This window comes from Pseudomonas sp. LBUM1652 (assembly GCF_059716105.1).
Genome location: NZ_CP166804.1, coordinates 4,172,568 through 4,190,660, shown reverse-complemented (window position 1 = coordinate 4,190,660; position 18,093 = coordinate 4,172,568). Strand labels below are relative to the sequence as shown.

The window sequence follows — 18,093 nt, the reverse complement described above, 5'->3', positions numbered from 1 at the left end:
AAGAGCTTTTGACTGACCTGCAAGCCAACGCGACATTTCCTTAGGTCGCCCATCAGTCTCCGGATCCTTAGAATTCATTGCTTCGGCTTAATAGGAAGCATTACTATTCACGCCCCTTTCCTCAGCACGCCGCCCATACCCCCATGCGTCCCCGCAGACCCGGCTTTTTCGAGCATTACGAAGAGTTGATCGGCACCTGGACCCGCCGCTTGCGCAATCGCGCGCAGGCCGAGGATCTGGCGCACGACACCTTTGTGCGGGTGCTTGAGTCCGATTCGGCGGCGGTGCAGCAACCCCGGGCGTATCTGCATCAAACCGCGCGCAACATCGCCGTGGATGGGTATCGGCGTGAGGATCGGCGCGGCGCCATGGAGTCAGAGGCGATCGATCACAGTGTGTCGTCGTCCGGCGACCCGGAGCATTACATGCATGCGATCCAGTTGGCCGACTCCATCGAACGGGCGCTCACCGAGTTGCCGGTCAATTGCCGCAAGATTTTTGTCTGGCAAAAGATCGAAGGGTTGACCCAGGCGGAAATCGCCGAACGTCTGGGCCTGTCCAAGAACATGGTCGAAAAGTATATGATCCGCACCCTGCGGCACCTGCGTGATCGCCTCGACGGGCTGCAGTCATGAGCGGCCGCCGCTTTTCATCCCCACCCCAACAGGACATTCCATGATGGATTCTTGTGATTGCGCGTGCGGGCAAACGACGGTGCGCGATGACGCGGCTCGCTGGTTTGTACGTTTGCAGGAGCCGGCCATCAGTGCCGACGAGCAGCAGCGCTTTGACGCCTGGCTGAACGAACATCCGCAGCACCGTGACGAATTTCAGTTGCTGCAGGGTTTGTGGACGGCGGCGGATCTGCTGCCCGCGCCACGTCTCAAAGCCCTTGTTGAAACCACGCCTGCGCGCCGCGAACGGCGCCCGTTGCTGCGTTATGCGGTGGCTGCCAGTGTGCTGGCGGTGGCGCTTGGACTCGGGCTGTTCAGCGGTTTGAATCACCCGGGGGGTTACAGCGCCGAGTTTTCTACCGCCCTCGGCGAACGCAAACATGTGGCTTTGCCGGACGGCTCGGTGATCGACCTCAACAGTCGCAGCCGCTTGCAGGTGCGCTATGAAAAGGACCGCCGCGTTATTGAGTTGAGCGAAGGCGAAGCGATGTTCAGTGTTGAGCACGACAGCGCCCGGCCGTTCGTGGTCGAGGCCGGTAGTGGCAAGGTGACGGTCACTGGCACTCGTTTCGATGTGCGCCGTGATGTGTCGCAGACCCGTGTCGCGGTGGAGCAGGGCACGGTGAAAGTGCAGGGGCATGATGCGCCCGAAAACGAGTTCATCAACCTGACCGCAGGCTTGGCCACTTATGTCGATGGTCAAGGCACAGTCGCGGCGGCCTATGCGGTCAACCCGGCGGAACTGACGGCGTGGCGCAGCGGCAAACTGGTGTTCAACAACGCCAGCCTCAGTGAGGTTGCTGCTGAAGTGTCGCGTTATCGCGACAAGCCGCTGACGGTCGCCAACCCGGCCGTAGCCAGTCTGCGGCTGACCAGCGTGTTCAAATCCGACAACACCGACGCCTTGCTCAAAGCCTTGCCGAGCATCCTGCCGGTGGCCGTTCGCACCCTCGCCGATGGCAGTCAGGAAATAATTTCAAAATAGCATTCAGGTTTTTTTCGAGTTCATCGTCTTCCTGTTCAACTGCAACTGGTTTGCATTAACAGCCGCACACTCTTGCGATCCACAGGACTACGTTCGACGTGAAAACCATCCCTGCCAACAACAAGAAATCTCCTTGGTTGCCGCTGGCCCTCGCGCTGGCGGTCAACGCTGCCGTGCCTTTGGCATTCGCGGCCGACGCCATTCATATTCGCGCCCAGCCGCTGGGTCAGTCCTTGAGTGAACTTGGGCAGCAAACTTCGCTGCAAGTGTTTTTCAGCCCGGAGCTGGTCGCCGGCAAACAGGCTCCGGCGGTCGATGGTGATATCTCGCCGGAGCAGGCGCTGCGCCAATTGCTGCAGGGCAGCGGTCTGGATTATCAGATCAACGAAGGTTCGGTGACCCTGTCGCCCACCGCGACTTCCGCCGCCACCAACGGCCCGCTGGAGCTCGGCGTGACCGACATCAAAGTGGTCGGCGACTGGCTCGGTGATGCCGACGCCGCCGTGGTGCAGAACCATCCCGGTGCGCGCACGGTGATCCGCCGCGAAGCGATGGTCGAGCAGGGCGCAATGAACGTCAGCGACGTCCTCAAGCGTGTGCCGGGCGTGCAGGTGCAGGACTCCAACGGTACCGGCGGCAGCGACATCGCGCTGAACGTCGGCGTGCGCGGCCTGACGTCGCGTCTGTCACCGCGCTCCACCGTGCTGATCGATGGCGTACCGGCAGCGTTCGCGCCGTATGGTCAGCCGCAACTGTCGATGGCGCCGATTTCTGCGGGCAACCTCGACAGCATCGACGTGGTCCGTGGCGCCGGTTCTGTGCGTTATGGGCCGCAGAACGTCGGCGGGGTGATCAACTTCGTCACCCGCGCGATCCCGGAAAAAACCACCGGTGAAATCGGCACCACCCTGGAAACCACACAGTACGGCGGCTGGAAACACATCGACACCGCGTTCCTCGGCGGCACCGCCGATAACGGCATGGGTGTAGCGTTGCTCTACTCGGGCGTCAACGGCCACGGCTACCGCGAGCGCAATAACGGCAACGACATCGACGACGTGCTGCTCAAGACGCACTGGGCGCCGACCGATCAGGACGATTTCAGCCTCAACTTCCACTACTACGACGCCAGCGCCGACATGCCCGGTGGCCTGACGCAGAAGCAGTACGACGACAAACCCTACGATTCGGTGCGCGACTACGACAACTTCACCGGTCGGCGCAAAGACGTGTCGTTCAAGTGGATTCGCCAGATCGATGAGCGTACCCAGGCCGAAGTGCTGACCTATTACACCGACAGCTTCCGTGGCAGCACCATCGCCGCCCGCGACCAGAAAACCCTCAGTTCGTATCCGCGTTCCTACTACACCTTGGGCATCGAGCCGCGTGTGTCGCGCGTGTTTGACGTTGGCCCGACGACTCAGGAAGTCAGCGTCGGTTACCGCTATTTGAAAGAGGCGATGCACGAGCAGTCGAGCCGTCTGGCGCTGGTCAACAATCAGCCGGTGGTTACGCCGACCTCCGACGGCCATGTGTTTCAGGATCGCACCGGCGGCACGGAAGCCAACTCTGTGTATGTCGACAACAAAATCGACGTCGGCAATTGGACGATTACGCCGGGTATTCGATTCGAACACATCAGCACCGACTGGCACGACCGCGCCGTGCTCGACACTGCCGGCAGACCGGTGCCGGAGAAAAACCGCAGCATCGAGAGCAACGAACCGCTGCCGGCGCTGAGCGTGATGTATCACTTGTCGGATGCGTGGAAGCTGTTCGCCAACTACGAGACGTCGTTCGGCAGCCTGCAATATTTCCAGCTCGGTCAGGGTGGTTCCGGTGACAACACCGCCAACGGTCTGGAGCCGGAAAAGGCCAAGACTTACGAGATCGGTACGCGCTACAACGATGACGTGTGGGGCGGGGAAGTGACGCTGTTCTACATCGACTTCGACGATGAACTGCAATACATCAGCAATGATGTAGGCTGGACCAATCTTGGTGCGACCAAGCACCAGGGGATTGAAGCGTCGGTGCATTACGACATGGCAGCGCTCGATCCGCGCCTTGATGGCTTGACCGCGAATGCCGGTTTTACCTATACCCGTGCGACGTATGAAGGGGAGATTCCGGGGTTCAAGGGGCGTGATCTGCCGTTTTATTCGCGTCAGGTGGCGACGGTGGGGTTGCGGTATGACGTCAATCGCTGGACCTACAACATTGATGGTTTTGCTCAGTCCAAGCAGCGCTCGCCGGGTACCGGGGTGAATGCTGATGGCAGTTTCAATGGCAATTACATTACTGACGGTACGGCGGATGGGCAGTACGGCGATATTCCGGGTTATGTGACCTGGAACGTGCGCGGGGGGTATGACTTTGGGCCTCAGGTGTCGAATCTGAAGTTGGGGGCGGGGGTGAAGAACGTCTTCGATAAGCAGTACTTTACGCGTTCCAGTGATAACAATTCGGGGATGTATGTGGGGGCGCCGCGGACGTTTTTTGTGCAGGCCAGTGTGGGGTTTTGATTGATTGGTTGATTGGGTGAATATCCGTTTTTGGGGTGATGGCTTATTAGGGTTCCGCCCTTACGGCGGGTCACTTTGGCAAACGCCCCAAAGTAACCAAAGGTCTGTGCCCTGACGTACGGCCCTCGCTGTGGCTCGGGTTCCTTCGCTGCGGGATTGATCCGGGGGCATCGCCTCCGGTTTGCTTCGCTGCACCTCCTCTCGATGTGTTTGGCTGCGCCAAACGGTCGCTGCGCTCCCACCCCCGGATCAATCCCTCCACTCAGCCTGCCGACGGGCCTTCAGATCAAGAGCGGTACTCGAGCTTGCGCTCATTGTGTTGAGTGGGGCGGCATGCGCCGCGTGCGGGGTGTACTCGTTTTCTTGTGGGAGCTGGCTTGCCAGCGATGGCGGCCTGATAGCCCACCAAGCTCTCGCGGGTGTACTCATTCCTTGTAGGAGCTGCCGAAGGCTCGGGCCGCGATCGGACGATCTTTTGATCTGCTTTGGCTTTGGCTTTGGCTTTGGCTTTGGCTTTGGCTTTGGCTTTGGCTTTTGATCTTGCTCTTCAGCCCATCGGCAGGCCGAGCGTAGGTGTTCATCCGGGGGGTAGGCGCGCAGCGCCGTGCGGCGAAGCCGCACACATCGAGAGGAGGTGCAGCGAAGCAAACCGTAGGCGATGCCCCCGGATGGACACCGTAGCGAGGGAACACTGAGCCTCAGCGAAGTGCCGTACGTCAGGGTAAAGCCTTTTGGGTTACCTTTTCGGCGTTTGGAAAAGGTGACCCGCCGTAAGGGCGGAACCCTAATCAGCAACACCCGCAGCAACGGATATGCCCCCAACCCCAACCCAAACCCCCAAACAACAATCTGGCAGATGCACTAAGTTCAGACTTTCAACACCTTCCCACCAATGGCCACCGCCACCAGCAACACCGCCATCAACCCGAAAGCAAAACTCAAACTGCTGGCATGAGCAACAAAACCAATCACCGCCGGCCCCGCCAGAATCCCCGCATAACCCAACGTAGTAATCGCCGGCACCGCAATACTTTCCGGCATCACGGTTTGTTTGCCCACCGCCGTGTACAACACCGGCACGATATTCGAGCAACCGGCACCGACCAACGCATAACCGACCAGTGCAGCCTCCCAGCTCGGGGCGAACGTTGCCAGAAACAAGCCTGCCGCCGCCAACAGGCCACCAAACAAAATGATCCGCGTCGCCCCGACAATCCGAACAATCCGGTCACCCATCAAGCGTCCGGCGGTCATGGTCAGAGCGAACGCCGCGTAACCCAGCCCCGCATACGCCGTGTCGATCCCGCGCTCTTGCGCCAGGAACACCGCACTCCAGTCCAGCGCCGCACCTTCGGTGAGGAATACGATGAAGCACATCCCGCCGATAAACAGCACGATGCCGTGGGGGATGGCGAATGCAGGCCCGGAGCTTTCGCTGCCGTAGGGCAACATGTGCGGTACACACTTGAACAAAGCGGCGATCAACACCGCCACCACCACCAGCATCGCGCCCAACGGCGAAAGGCCGAGGCCGAGCAGGGCGCTGACGCCCGCCGCGCCGACGATGCCGCCAAGGCTGAACAGACCGTGGAAACCCGACATCATGTTCTTGCCGCTCGCACGCTCGACGATCACCGCTTGCAGGTTTACCGTCGAATCCACCGTGCCGAGGCCGGCGCCGAACATGAACAGCGTGGCGATCAGCGCCGGAATCGACGACACCGTCGCCAGCAACGGCAATGCCGCGCAGATCAACAGCGTGCCGCCAGTTGCCACTCTGCGGCAGCCGAATCGCGTTGCCAGAATCCCCGCCATTGGCATCGCCAGAATCGAACCGACGCCCAGGCATAACAGCAACAATCCCAGCGTGCCCTCATCAAGCCCGGCCCTAGTCTTGGCGTACGGCACCAGTGGCGCCCATGCGGCAATGCCGAGCCCGGCGATGAAGAAAGCGATGCGCGTGGACATCTGTTGCAGGCGTCCGGGGACGAAAGTGTCTTGGGGGTTGAGGCTGGTCATATCGATCCTTGGCGAAAAACGTCGCGTCCCCGAAGGACAGTGATTGAGCGTCGAGGTTCGATCGCAGGTGTTCCGGGGACGTGCAGTCGACATCCTAACCTGTGGGAGTGAGCCTGCTCGCGATAGCGGTGGATCAGTCGACATTTTTTTGCCTGGCACACCGCTATCGCGAGCGGGCTCACTCCTACAGGTGGTTGCGGTTTACAGTGGACTACTTTGGCAGCAGGGACACAAAAGTGATGACGCAGTTCTACGATGCGCGGGGCAACATCTACGGAGTGATCTCTCCCGAGGCGCTACGCATGGCGGGAATCGACTTGCCGACCAGCGCTGGCGAATGTGCGTCATCACGCCAGACCTGGAGTCATCACGCCGTCGCTCTCTGCTGCGAATGGCCCGAAGGTCAGCGGCCAGCAGACAGCAAATCCCACCGCAGCGACGGTCTGCTCGTGGGTCCGTTCCAGACGTCGCCGCCATTTGACGTGCTGATCATCAACACCGACGGTACCCTCGCCGAGCGCAGTGGCAATGGCCTGACGATCTTCTCGCAAGCCCTGACCGAGCAAGGTGTACTGCCCGAGCAGGGCGCTCTGTTGCGCGTGCATCATGACAAAGGGAGCGCGGTTGAGACCTCTGTGAAACCGGCCGAAGTCGAAGGCGTGAGAGGATTCTGGCTGGATCTCGGCCAACCCGAATTCGGCCCGTCCGCGGTCGGTGCACAGAACGCAGAAAGCCGCGAATTCAACGGCTGTGGAACAAGCCATATTCAATCCCTGGCACAACTCGATCCCTCGTGGAGCCACAGCCAGTTCGTGCGTATCGGCAATCCGCACTGCGTGACGTTGCTGACAGAAGTTGCCGCGCTGCCCAGTAACGAACAGATGCGCGCATCGCCACTGAACGAAGGCCTGACGCGAATCGCTTATGCCATGCCCACCGGCTCAGGGCAGCCCTGTCCGGCGGGCATCAATCTGCAATGGGCCGCGCGCGAGTCCGCACGACGTATCGTCGCCCGGGTGTTCGAACGCGGCGAAGGGCCGACGGCCTCCTCAGGCACCAGCGCCAGCGCAGTGGCCTCAGCGGCGTGGCGGGTCGGATGGGTCGAGGCAGGTGAAGTACACGTCGTCATGCCCGGCGGCACGGCGCCTATCCTGCTCGAAGAAGCAAATGGAGAATTGCTGCGCCTCAGTCTGTTCGGTACGGCCCAACCGATCCTCTAGCGCTGCCGAAGGTTTGCGATACCGTCAATGAGCCTTGAACAACGTCACGCTCACCACCTGATCACCCTCGACAACCAGCCGCAGCAACGCCTGCGGAGTGGGCAACGCCTCAAAACACTCAATAATCACCGAGTGCGCCGACGTCGCCAGCAACGACAAGCTTCGGGCGTGCCTCAACTGGCGTTTCACCGGGCGCCAGTCCCGAGGCCAAGCCGGTTTTGAGGTGTACGCTCAGCGGTGGGCCAACCATGCCCGAGGCTACGATCGCAGCGAATTACACCGCTTCACGCAGGCGCGGGTCGAGGCCGTGGCTAGCTGCAAATGCCCGTACACGACACCCTTAGACGAACTCCACCACCGGCATCTGCCGCTTCATCAACACCTCGCCGCCGCGAATCGAATACAGCGGCAAGCCCTGACTGCGAATAACCTCGTAATCGCTGTCCGCCGACAGAATCAGCAGGTTCGCCGGGCGCCCCTGTTCCAGGCCATAACGCTCGCCCAAGTGCATGGCTTTGGCGCTGTTGTCGGTCACCAGATCCAGCGCACTTTGCAGGTTGCGGTAACCGAGCATGTGGCAGATGTGCAGCCCGGCTTCCAGCACGCGCAGGATATTGCCGTTGCCCAGCGGATACCACGGATCGACGATTGAATCCTGGCCAAAACACACGTTCATCCCGGCTTCCAGCAACTCGTTCACCCGGGTCACGCCCCGGCGTTTCGGGAAGTTGTCGAAGCGTCCTTGCAGGTGAATGCTTTCGGTCGGGCAGGAGACAAAACTGATCCCGGAGTGGCCAAGCAGGCGGAACAGTTTGGCGCAGTAGGCGTTGTCGTAAGAGCCCATTGCCGTGGTGTGGCTGGCGGTGACGAGGGCGCCCATGTCGCGGCTGCGTGCCTCTTCGGCAAGCACTTCAAGGAAGCGCGAATGCGGGTCGTCGGTTTCGTCGCAATGCACGTCGACCAGGCAACCGGTGCGCTCGGCCAGGTCCATCAGAAACTTCACCGAACTCACACCCTGATCGCGGGTGTACTCAAAGTGCGGAATCCCGCCGACCACGTCCGCACCCATGCGGATCGCTTCTTCCATCAGCTCGCGGCCGTTGCGGTATGACTCGATGCCTTCCTGCGGGAACGCGACGATTTGCAGGTCGATCAGATGACGACTTTCTTCGCGCACTTCAAGCATGGCTTTGAGTGCAGTGAGTTGCGGGGCGGTGACATCGACGTGGGTGCGCACGTGCTGGATGCCGTGGGCGGCCAGGGTCTGAATGGTTTTCTTGGCGCGGGTCTTGGTGTCTTCTTCGGTGATGGTGACCTTGCGCTCGCCCCAGCACTCAATGCCTTCGAATAGCGTGCCGCTCATGTTCCAGCGCGGCTCGCCAGCGGTGAGGGTCGCGTCGAGGTGAATGTGCGGCTCGACGAAGGGCGGCACCACCAGATTGCCGCCGGCGTCGAGGTCGTCCGGTCCGAGGGACGGCGCTTCGGTCTGGCGGGCGATGCTGCGGATCAGCCCGTCCTCAAGGTGCAATTCGTGCAAGCCTTCCTGGTTGCGCAATCGGGCGTTGATGATGTGCATCAGGCGAATCCTTTTTTATAAGTCTTGAAGTGGCGCGCTGGCGCTGCGGGCGCCGAGCAGGCCGGTGACGATGACATACGTTAGCGCGGCAGCGGCGATGCCTACCAGCGGCGCAACCCACGGCGAGCTGAACGCGGCGACGGTACCGACCCCGTAGGCCCCGAGGCCCGGCCAGTTGAAGGCGGGCAGCCGTGCGTCGGCCAGGCGCGGATAGTGCCCACGCCAGCGGAAGAAGAAGTCGGCCATGATCACCCCGCCAATCGGCGGGATCACCGTGCCGAGCAGAATCAGATACGGCACCAGCATGTCGTACATGCCCAGCAGGGCGAGCAGGGTGCCGATCACTGCGCCGGCCAGGGTTACGGTTTTGCGTCGGCCGGTGCGCAGCAGATTGCAGCCGGCGACGGCGAAGTTGTAGATGGTGTTGTCCTGGGTGCTCCAGATATTGAGTAGCAGCATGGCCATCGCGGCCATGGCGAAGCCTTGCAGGAGCAGCACTTCCACCACGTCCGGCTGCTGATAAACGATGGCGCCGTACGCACCGATCAGCACCATCAAGCCGTTGCCGATGAAAAAACCGATCAGGCTGGCCAGCACCGCGACTTTTGCCGAGCGCGAGAAGCGCGTCCAGTTGGTCGCCTGGGTCGCGCCGCTGACGAAGGTGCCGAACACCAGAGTGATCGCGGTCGACCAGTCTAGCGAGCCGCTTGGCACCACGCTGAGCAAGCCCTCGAAACCGCCGACTTTCACCGTCGCCACCCACATCGACAACATCAACAGCAGCATCATCGCCGGCACCGCGATGTACGACAGAATCTCCAGGCCGCGATAGCCGACATACGCCGTGGCGCAAAACACCAGGCCGAACAGCACCATCAAACCCAGCACCGCGCCTTCGCCCAGATCAAAGTATTTACCGAGCACCACCGCAGCGGTCGCTGTGCCCCAGGCGTACCAACCAATCTGGGTGAAGCCGAGGATCAGGTCGCTGAGCTTGCTGCCGACTTCGCCAAAACAGAAACGACCCATCAGCACCGAGTTGAGACCGCTCTTGAAAGCGATGTAACCCAGGCCCGCCGCGTACAGGCCGAGCAGCAGGTTGCCGACGATGATCACCGCCATCATCTCGGCAAAACCGAACGCCACACCGAGCTTGCCGCCGGCAAACATGGTCGCGGTGAAGAAGGTGAAGCCCAGCAATACCATGGCGGTCGAGGCCAGGCCTTTGCGTGCATGCATGGGGACTTCACTGAGGGGGTAATCGTTGCCGGGATCGTTTTGCGTCATGGGGCGTTCCTTGCTGAAAAGGGGAGACGCGGGGAGGGTTGCAGTGGTCGTGCCAGGTTTGAGTAGCGTCCGTCCCAATGTTTGAAGATGTCTAAGTTATTGATTGTTGAACATCTAAGTGTTGGATCAGTAGGCATGTCGTGTTCTAACGAATTTATTGTTTGTGTGAAAATCTTCATATTTTGGATTAAGTATGGATTGCTCCCATGGTCTTGTTGGAATAATCCTACAGGATATTAGTCTTATTCCTGCCTTTAATTTATTGACCGTAAAGGCTTGATCCAATATATCTATAAGTGCAAGTGATTCACGATTTTTCAGAAAATTCTAATGGCGATACAAGGATGTGCGATGAATATTCGAAACGTTGATATCGAAACTATTAAAGATGTTATTCGGGCGGACGGCGTTATGATGAGCGCTGGCTTTGGGGAGAAGTACGTAGATCCACTTCTTATGCAAGTTGAGAACACTCCCCCGGGAATGGAACTGACTAGGCCTGTACATACGGGGGCGGCAACAAGTAATTGTACTCAATGTTTCAGTCGGTGTTGCTATGCTTCTTACTCTCCGAAATCAATAAAAAGTGGCACCTGTTATGGACTGGTATCCAGAGCCAATGTAGTCGTTTTTAACTAGGTATGTGCCGCCTCAAGGCGGCATTTCAATTGACATAAAGAAGTGTTAGTGAGTGATTTCTCGATGGTTGATTCTATGGCGACTTATTCTGGCTCACACAGGGTTTTAGTGAATGAATTTTTAAATAGCCTGTATGAGAGTAAAAAGTTTGATCTTGCTTGTCTGATTGATAAGAAGCTGGCTAATGCCTTTGCTATACACGTGGCAAATAAGGTTGAAAGCTATGTTCGCCAATCCATCGAGGCAGAGGTGTCACATGTTAATGAAAACCTTGGGGTCAGTATGGCCTACGAGGATTTTTTAGAGCAGGACGAATTGTATCTCGAGTTTTTGAGGAAGTACGAGTCGCTGAGGTACTTGCTGGATAAACTTTTTGTGGATGAGCTAGAGAATTTCTCACTAGTTAAAGAGTATTTTGCAAAGTCGCTTCCAGAATTGCTGCGTAGTGGTTTTTTGGATGGTCCTCATGAAGTGAGTGATGTGTTTTTGCTGGGAGACGAGAGTCACGATGGAAATAAAAACGTGGCACTTTTTTATGTTCAAGGATGCCCTGCTTTTGCCTTGAAGTTGCGTGATTTGGAGTTGGAAAGGAAAACAAGCGAGTTTCTTGGGGCTTTTTTCAATGAACAATGTGGTATTCGCGGTTGGGAGTTTCCAGAATATATATCGGGGCAGGGTTTCGGGTGGGTGAAGTGGTGTGATCAGGTTCCTTTGAAAAGCAAGGCGGAGGTAGAGAATTACTATAGATTGGCAGGTTATTTGATTGCTGCGGCTGCGTCGTTAGGAATTACCGACCTCCATTATGAAAATATCGTAACTCATCAAGGAAACCCCGTTCCGGTCGACTTGGAGGCGGTATTTCATCATGTCTATGTTGATGCGCCGCGTTTGGGAATACCCAGAACAGGGCTTGTGCCGAATGTTATTAAGTACACAGATGGACTTGCCGACACCGAGCACGCGGGCATAGGAAATATATTTCGGAAACAATCCGTTAGAAAAGCATCATTAAACACAAATCCAAATGCGGTGGTGTTTGATGGTGAGGTACAGAATCCAATAGACTATATTGAACATATCGTTGCAGGTTGTGCTGAATGCTACAAGGTCATAATTTATGAGTATCAGCGTTTTGTAGAGTTTTTGAATCAAACTTCTAATCTAAGAAATAGAATAATCTTGAGAGATACGGCTAACTATTGCTTGGTGATTGAGGCTTCCTATCATCCGAGGTTTCTAAAGAATAATCAGGATAGAAAAAAATACATCGAGTCTTGCCTAGGATCAGTCGAAGATCATCGGGCTGACTCCGCTCTCTTAAGGGCGGAGGTTGAATCCTGCTTTTTTGGGGATGTTCCCAGATTTACTTCTTGTGCGAAAGATCTTGCTGTTTGGTCAACTCATGCTGCTGAAAGTATTAAGCTGATTAATTATGTAAGCGGATACGACAGTGTGAGGGATGATTTATATCGCATAGTGAAGGAGGGGTTTGGTAACGAGATTCAATTTTTAAAGTGCGTATACCGAGAGGCGGAAAAAATAGTTGACTTGAACTGTAGGTTTAATCGGGTTCATGGTTTTGAGGAAGAAGAAGGTTCTAATTGCTTGGTTCTAAAAAGAATGCCTTCTGCAGTAAATATAACTGCTAAACACATGATTGATACTCGGTCTCCTCCTTTAATGTTTACTAGTAGGTGTGAAAGCTATCTCGAGTTAACTACCGTAGGGTTTGATTTGTTTTCAGGTTCGGGTGGGCTTGGTTATCTCGCTGCTACTGGGAGATTATTCGAATCAGAATCGGAGAATAAGGAGTTTTTGTTTGCATATTTTGAAATGATTTTAGGTGATGAGTTGCTATCGTCGTCTCCAATAGGTGGAGCATATGTCGGTGGGCTAAGTTCTATAGCGCCAATTTTTATAGATGGAAATTCCTCCTTCATTTCAACTGCAACCGATAAAATTGTTGCGGCTTTTTATTCTGAAGAATATAAAAATCTAGGTTCGGGCTTGATCTATGGTCTTGCTGGAGCTTTGGTGGTCGCCAGCTGTTATTTTCAATTGTCAAAGAAGGAGGAGTGGCAAGATATTTCTAGATTACTATTCGAGGCGTTAGTCGCGAGATCTGAATTAGACGGTGAACAGATAATATTCCCTAGTAATATCTCAATGCATCCTAAAAAAATATTATGTGGGCTTTCGCATGGGCAAGCAGGTATCGCTTATTCGATCGCTGTATATGCGATGGTTTTTGATGTATCTGATGGAACGGTCATTCCATTGATAAAAGGCGTAATTACGTCGGAAATCAACTGCTTTGAGCGGCAACTTGGCAACTGGCCAGATTTAAGACATAAGCCTCGAAGCATAGAGCTTCAAAATGAGTTTGGATGGGCGCATGGAGGCGCGGGAATTATTTATGTGTTCGATTTTTTAAGAAGACATTTTAATATCGACGTGCTTGACAGGTTTTTGCAGGAGCACAATTTTCGAGCGATGTTCGAGAAGAATTTCAAAGCTTCGGCCAGTAAAGAAAATTTCTCAGTTTCAAACGGAGTGTTGGGGGTAGAGTTAATTTATCAGCGACTATTCAAGAAAGCTTTGAACGTCGATTTAGAAAGTAAGTATTGGTCGATTCAGGGGGCGTCTACTTTAGGGTGTGGTCTGATGAAAGGGTGTGCAGGAGAGCAACTAGCCCTGAATTCTCTAATGACGGGTGACCAATCTTTTCCTCTGTTGCCTCATGAACTGTTCAAGCTGAGTTTTCGGGAAGTATCCAAATGAATGTCAAAGGATTTGTTGATACTTATACGCTACTGAAGTTGTCCATGAAATCAAAGGACGTAAGTCGTTTGGCCTTTTTAGTAGTGTTGGTTTTCCTTACCGCGATAGGTTTTGGTCTCGTACCGTTATTTTTGCAGAGGATGCTTGCGGTTGCATCAGGTAATCATGAGCAGTTTTTGATATTTTTGAGCCTGGTAGTCGGCGTTATTTTTATATCTCAGGTGTTTTCTCATTTGTCCGATGTAATGACAATGATGTTTATCCAGCGGGTGAATATAAATCTTGGTGAGATGTTCATTAAGAGATCTATTCGTTTGTCTGCATGTGAGAGCCTGATAAAAGGCCCGGCGCAACTGGCGCAGGTGCTGCAATGTGCTTCTGCGAGTATGGATAACACAATTCGATCAATGCTGGTTAGTATACTGCCCTCTATCGTTCAAATATTCGTATCGTTAGTTGTGTTGTGGTTTTTTAAAGATTTTTTCGTAATGTTCATGATTTTTTTGTATGTTTTTACGTATGCAATTATTAGCTCTTCAATGATTGGGCGCTTGTCAGAGTTGTTCAAGGTTGTGATATTAAAAGAGATGGGGAGTTCAAAAACCATTCATGGCATTGTTTCTAATATTGAGACAATACGTATATATTTGGCCGATGAATTTCTGTTGCGTTTTTTTCGTGAAGATCAAGAAGGTGTTTATCAGTCTTGGTTGGGTTTTTATAGGAGAAGTACTTGTCTAGAAGTTTTTAGGGTATGTGTTTTTTCGCTTGTTTTTTTTGTTGTTCTTTATGAGTCTTCACTAAGGTTACTTTCCGGAGAGATAGGTGTTGGTCATTTTGTAATGGTTGCAGCCTATATGTTTCAGGTGTGTCAGCCATACGATGCTCTTTTAAAAAGTATTGGTAGCATGATTGAATCACTCGGTGGCTTTGCACCCTTGCTGAAACATCTCGACGCTTGTGAAGTTCGGCATGTTGGTAAAGGTAATGAGCTTCCGAATATTAGTCATCACCTGGAATTTTCTAATGTTCGATTTTCTTACCCTGAGCGACCTACAGAAAAGGTGCTGCACGATTTGTCAATCCGATTTATTCCGGGTGAAGTAGTTGCGATCACCGGTCCATCTGGTGTGGGTAAGTCGACAATTGTCAAGTTGCTGATGCGGCTCTATACACCCTCTTCGGGTTTAATTAAATATGGTGGTGTTGCGATAGAAGATTTGTCTGATCAAGACTTCTATTCTAGGTTTTCTTTCGTATCCCAAGAGGTTGGTTTATTCAACGGGTCGTTAAGATTTAATCTAAGAATCGCTGATCAAAATGCACCTGATGAAAGATTAGAAGCAGTTTTAAAACTTGCTGACCTTGGTGGATTCCTAAAAGGCTTGCCATCCGGGCTGGATACGGAAATTGGAGACAGGGGTTTAATGTTGTCGGGAGGCGAGCGTCAACGTCTTGCCTTGGCAAGAAGTTTTTTGCGAGACCATAAGGTCGTCGTTTTTGACGAGAGTACGGCATTCCTTGATGAGGTTGCTGAGCGAGCAGTGATCTCAAATATCAAAAAATATAATGCGTCTAATATTGTGATCATTGTTGCTCATCGAGAGTCGATATTAAAGTTGGCTGATCGAGTGGTCTCGTTTAATGGCGAATTTTGCGTGGAGCTTTAATCGTGAGAATATTGTCTGTTTCAATTAAAGGGTACCGCTCTGTTGATGATGTGTTTCTGAATCTTGATGGTTTGAATATTTTTCATGGTGAAAATGGAGTTGGGAAAACTAATTTATATAATGCACTCAAGCTCGTGCAGGCTGCTGCAACGGGAGAGTTTTCGAAGTTTATCGTTCGGGAGGGTGGCATGCAGTCGATCCTTTCGGAGAATTCAAAGCGCAATGCAGATCGTTCAAAAATTATTTTTGAAGTGCGGTTCTCGACTTTTTCAGATGATGATGGCTATTACAGTTACGGAATCACAGCGGGACTAGTGCCGCAAAAAACCGCTTTTGGAGAAAAGATTGTATTGGGCGATGGTTTTGAGTTTGAACCTCAAATCAAAACTGAAAAACTGATTTTTCATAATGGACGGAAAAGTCATACTTTGATGTTCCGAGAAAATGGTTTCTTGAAGGTGATGGATCGAGAAATGGCCGTTCTCGACATGTCGAATGCTATTCGACTATTCCCCTCTGCTACGGCATTAAGCTCTCTCACGGATGCAGAACGTTTTCCAGAGGTGTTACGTGTCAAACATGAAATTATGGGGTGGCGTTTTTATCACGGTTTCAGGACTGATATTGAGTCGCCCATTCGCAAGCCTTGCTACGCAGTTAGTGACACGGTACTTCATTCGTCTGGAGCAAATCTCGCTGCGGTTCTGGCGACGCATAAATATATAGTTCAAGATCTCGATGTTGTTGAAGAGTTGATTGCGGATACATTCGGAGGGGCTATTTTGGAGATTTCAAGGCCGGAACGTACCGTTTCTTTTGGACTTCGATTTCCTCAAAGTAATCGCACAAGCAATGCGTGGGAACTGTCTGACGGCACTTTGCAATATATTTGCCTAGCTGTTGCGCTGACATCCAGTTCTTTGCCTCCATTCATTGTTTTGAATGAGCCTGACAACAGTTTGCATCCCGATATGCTCAGGTCGTTGGCTGTTTTGATTAGTTCTGCCAGCAAGCGATCGCAGATTTGGGTTGTTACTCATTCACCGATATTGAAAGATATTCTTGAAGAGTCAGGGACGTCTAAATCTCGGCATGTCATTAAACGGGGGCTTCATACATGGATTGAAGGGTTGGCTCTAAATGGTGAAGTTAATACTTTTTGACACAATCGAAAGCTGGGATTTTGATTCACACAGCGCAGGGATAGGCATGAAATTGGTGCATTGATGATGCATCTTGGAACACTGATTCTTCGGCATTTAGCGACTCTATATGAGTGGTTTGGCCTTTGTGCACTTGCGCCATTCCGGGACGCGGACGCCGCGCGTCAAAGAAATCGCAGCAATGCAGCGACGATCGCTTCAGGGGCGTCTTCCTGGACGAGGTGGCCGGCGTTGGGGATTGGGTGAAATTGTGATCCCGGGATCATCTGGTGTAACGCCCGACCCCGTTCGATGGGAATCCATTGGTCGTCCTCACCCCAGAGAATCTGCACCGGGCAGCGTATCGCCGGGTACAGATTTTCGGCTTCACGGGTATAGCGTTCGTCCATCTGCGCGATCTGCCGATAGAACGCCGCTTGCCCCGGATCGCCGAGCCACGGCTGCACGTACGGGGCCAGTTCATCATCGGGAATATCCCGGTGAATCGCCCCGCGAATGTAGGTCGGCACGATGGCGCGCTGGATGTAGTCCGGCAGGCCGCTGAACGCCGCTTCATGCTGGCGCACGTGCTGCACGAACGGCGACCCCCACGGCGTCAGCGCCACCGGGTCGATCAGCGTCAGGCTGCGGTAATCCTTTTCGTTGAGCAGATGCGTGCGCAGTACCGTGGCGCCGCCGAAGTCGTGGGCGACTACGTCGGGGCGCTGGATGTTCCAGTGATCGAGCAGTTGCGCGAGGAGTTGATTTTGCACGCCGAGTGACACGTCAGCGTCCGGTTGTTCCGAGCGCCCGTAGCCCAGCAAATCGAAATAATGCACGCGGTGCGTGGCGAAAAAGTGCGGCGCGATGCGATGCCAGACATAGGACGAGAAGGGCGTGCCATGCACGAACACCAGCGGCGGGCCGTCGCCGCGTACGGCATGCCGCACCGGGTGGCCGTTGAAGTCAAAGACCTGATCCAGCAGCCAGTCCGTCATGGGCCTGTCCTCTTGGCGGGTTTGAGCCAAAGAGCATAGGCATAAAAAAACAGCCGGGGAGGCTGTTCTCTATTTCCCTGGATAAACACCGATCCCGTAGGAGCTGCCGAAGGCTCGGGCCGCGTTCGGCAGCTCCTACACGGGGTATCGGTGTTGGATCATTCGCCGCGATAGATGCAACCGCTGGTGCAGGTCTCATGAATACGGATCGCGCTGAGTTCCGGCAGCAGCGGCTTCATTTCATTCCAGATGAATTTGGCCAGCACTTCACTGGTCGGGTTTTCCAAACCGGGAATGTCGTTCAGGTAGTTGTGATCCAGACGCTCGTACAGCGGCTTGAAAATCGACTTGATCTCGGAGAAGTCGCGGATCCAGCCGGTGTGCGGATCAAGGTCGCCGCTGAGGTGAATCGCCACCTTGAACGAGTGACCGTGCAGACGCCCGCACTTGTGGCCGTCCGGGACGTGCGGCAGGCGGTGGGCGGATTCGAATGTAAATTCCTTGAAGATTTCCACAGTATTTTCAGCTCTGTTCAGATGGCGTTCGCCGCAGCGATTCGGGCAGGCCGCGAGTTTAT

Annotated in this window: 13 protein-coding genes; 7 read left to right on the top strand and 6 right to left on the bottom strand. The window is 54.3% G+C overall.

The genetic code is table 11. From position 1 onward, the window contains the following. The first annotated feature begins 143 nt into the window (after positions 1-143). The 3 genes from ACA069_RS18770 to ACA069_RS18760 all read left to right on the top strand — a co-directional run bounded on the left by ACA069_RS18770 (position 144) and on the right by ACA069_RS18760 (position 4,184). Complete coding sequence (locus tag ACA069_RS18770; RefSeq protein WP_401266303.1) at positions 144-635, top strand: sigma-70 family RNA polymerase sigma factor; 492 nt, start codon at positions 144-146, stop codon at positions 633-635. Between the two features lie 40 nt (positions 636-675). Next, positions 676-1,659: a FecR family protein gene (locus tag ACA069_RS18765; protein WP_497614870.1), complete on the top strand. Its 984-nt coding sequence runs from the start codon at positions 676-678 to the stop codon at positions 1,657-1,659. Positions 1,660-1,757: 98 nt separating this feature from the next. Next, positions 1,758-4,184: a TonB-dependent siderophore receptor gene (locus ACA069_RS18760; protein WP_497614868.1), complete on the top strand. Its 2,427-nt coding sequence runs from the start codon at positions 1,758-1,760 to the stop codon at positions 4,182-4,184. A gap of 867 nt (positions 4,185-5,051) precedes the next feature. Here ACA069_RS18760 and ACA069_RS18755 read toward each other — a convergent pair. After that, entirely contained in the window at positions 5,052-6,203 is a 1,152-nt protein-coding gene (locus ACA069_RS18755; RefSeq protein WP_497614866.1) for an MFS transporter, read from the bottom strand. A gap of 239 nt (positions 6,204-6,442) precedes the next feature. On the opposite strand from ACA069_RS18755, the gene ACA069_RS18750 reads away from it, so the two are divergent. Further along, a complete protein-coding gene (locus ACA069_RS18750; RefSeq protein WP_497614864.1) occupies positions 6,443-7,423 on the top strand; it encodes a diaminopimelate epimerase in 981 nt (326 codons plus the stop codon). A 24-nt stretch (positions 7,424-7,447) separates the two neighbouring features. Here ACA069_RS18750 and ACA069_RS18745 read toward each other — a convergent pair whose 3' ends face one another. The 3 genes from ACA069_RS18745 to codB form a co-directional block, all read right to left on the bottom strand. After that, positions 7,448-7,612, bottom strand: coding sequence for a hypothetical protein (locus tag ACA069_RS18745; protein ID WP_489881071.1), 165 nt, complete (start codon positions 7,610-7,612; stop codon positions 7,448-7,450). Between the two features lie 151 nt (positions 7,613-7,763). Beyond that, complete coding sequence (gene codA / locus ACA069_RS18740; protein WP_497614862.1) at positions 7,764-8,999, bottom strand: cytosine deaminase; 1,236 nt, start codon at positions 8,997-8,999, stop codon at positions 7,764-7,766. Between the two features lie 15 nt (positions 9,000-9,014). Further along, on the bottom strand, positions 9,015-10,286 hold the full coding sequence (gene codB / locus ACA069_RS18735; RefSeq protein ID WP_401266322.1) for a cytosine permease: 1,272 nt from the start codon (positions 10,284-10,286) through the stop codon (positions 9,015-9,017). A gap of 687 nt (positions 10,287-10,973) precedes the next feature. Between codB and ACA069_RS18730 the strand changes: the two genes are divergently transcribed. Genes ACA069_RS18730 through ACA069_RS18720 form a run of 3 tightly spaced genes read left to right on the top strand, consistent with a single transcriptional unit; the run spans position 10,974 to position 16,539 of the window. Beyond that, positions 10,974-13,706, top strand: a complete 2,733-nt coding sequence (locus tag ACA069_RS18730) for a DUF4135 domain-containing protein (protein WP_497614860.1) — start codon at positions 10,974-10,976, stop codon at positions 13,704-13,706. Next, entirely contained in the window at positions 13,703-15,376 is a 1,674-nt protein-coding gene (locus ACA069_RS18725; RefSeq protein WP_497614858.1) for an ABC transporter ATP-binding protein, read from the top strand. Before ACA069_RS18730 ends, ACA069_RS18725 begins: the two co-directional genes overlap by 4 nt. Before the next feature lie 2 nt (positions 15,377-15,378). After that, the gene (locus ACA069_RS18720; RefSeq protein ID WP_497614856.1) at positions 15,379-16,539 is read left to right on the top strand and encodes an AAA family ATPase; all 1,161 of its coding nucleotides are present in this window, start codon (positions 15,379-15,381) and stop codon (positions 16,537-16,539) included. Between the two features lie 164 nt (positions 16,540-16,703). On the opposite strand, the gene ACA069_RS18715 is transcribed toward ACA069_RS18720, so the two are convergent. Next, a complete protein-coding gene (locus ACA069_RS18715) occupies positions 16,704-17,516 on the bottom strand; it encodes an alpha/beta fold hydrolase (protein WP_497614855.1) in 813 nt (270 codons plus the stop codon). 158 nt (positions 17,517-17,674) lie between these two features. After that, the gene (gene queD / locus ACA069_RS18710) at positions 17,675-18,031 is read right to left on the bottom strand and encodes a 6-carboxytetrahydropterin synthase QueD (protein ID WP_497614853.1); all 357 of its coding nucleotides are present in this window, start codon (positions 18,029-18,031) and stop codon (positions 17,675-17,677) included. Positions 18,032-18,093 lie beyond the last annotated feature (62 nt).

Bases quoted from the DNA above. Each gene is read 5' to 3' on its own strand.
- ACA069_RS18750 (WP_497614864.1), top strand. From the start codon at position 6,443: ATGACGCAGTTCTACGATGCGCGGGGCAACATCTACGGAGTGATCTCT.
- ACA069_RS18770 (WP_401266303.1), top strand. From the start codon at position 144: ATGCGTCCCCGCAGACCCGGCTTTTTCGAGCATTACGAAGAGTTGATC.
- codA (WP_497614862.1), bottom strand. From the start codon at position 8,999: ATGCACATCATCAACGCCCGATTGCGCAACCAGGAAGGCTTGCACGAA.
- ACA069_RS18765 (WP_497614870.1), top strand. From the start codon at position 676: ATGATGGATTCTTGTGATTGCGCGTGCGGGCAAACGACGGTGCGCGAT.
- codB (WP_401266322.1), bottom strand. From the start codon at position 10,286: ATGACGCAAAACGATCCCGGCAACGATTACCCCCTCAGTGAAGTCCCC.
- ACA069_RS18725 (WP_497614858.1), top strand. From the start codon at position 13,703: ATGAATGTCAAAGGATTTGTTGATACTTATACGCTACTGAAGTTGTCC.
- ACA069_RS18755 (WP_497614866.1), bottom strand. From the start codon at position 6,203: ATGACCAGCCTCAACCCCCAAGACACTTTCGTCCCCGGACGCCTGCAA.
- ACA069_RS18715 (WP_497614855.1), bottom strand. From the start codon at position 17,516: ATGACGGACTGGCTGCTGGATCAGGTCTTTGACTTCAACGGCCACCCG.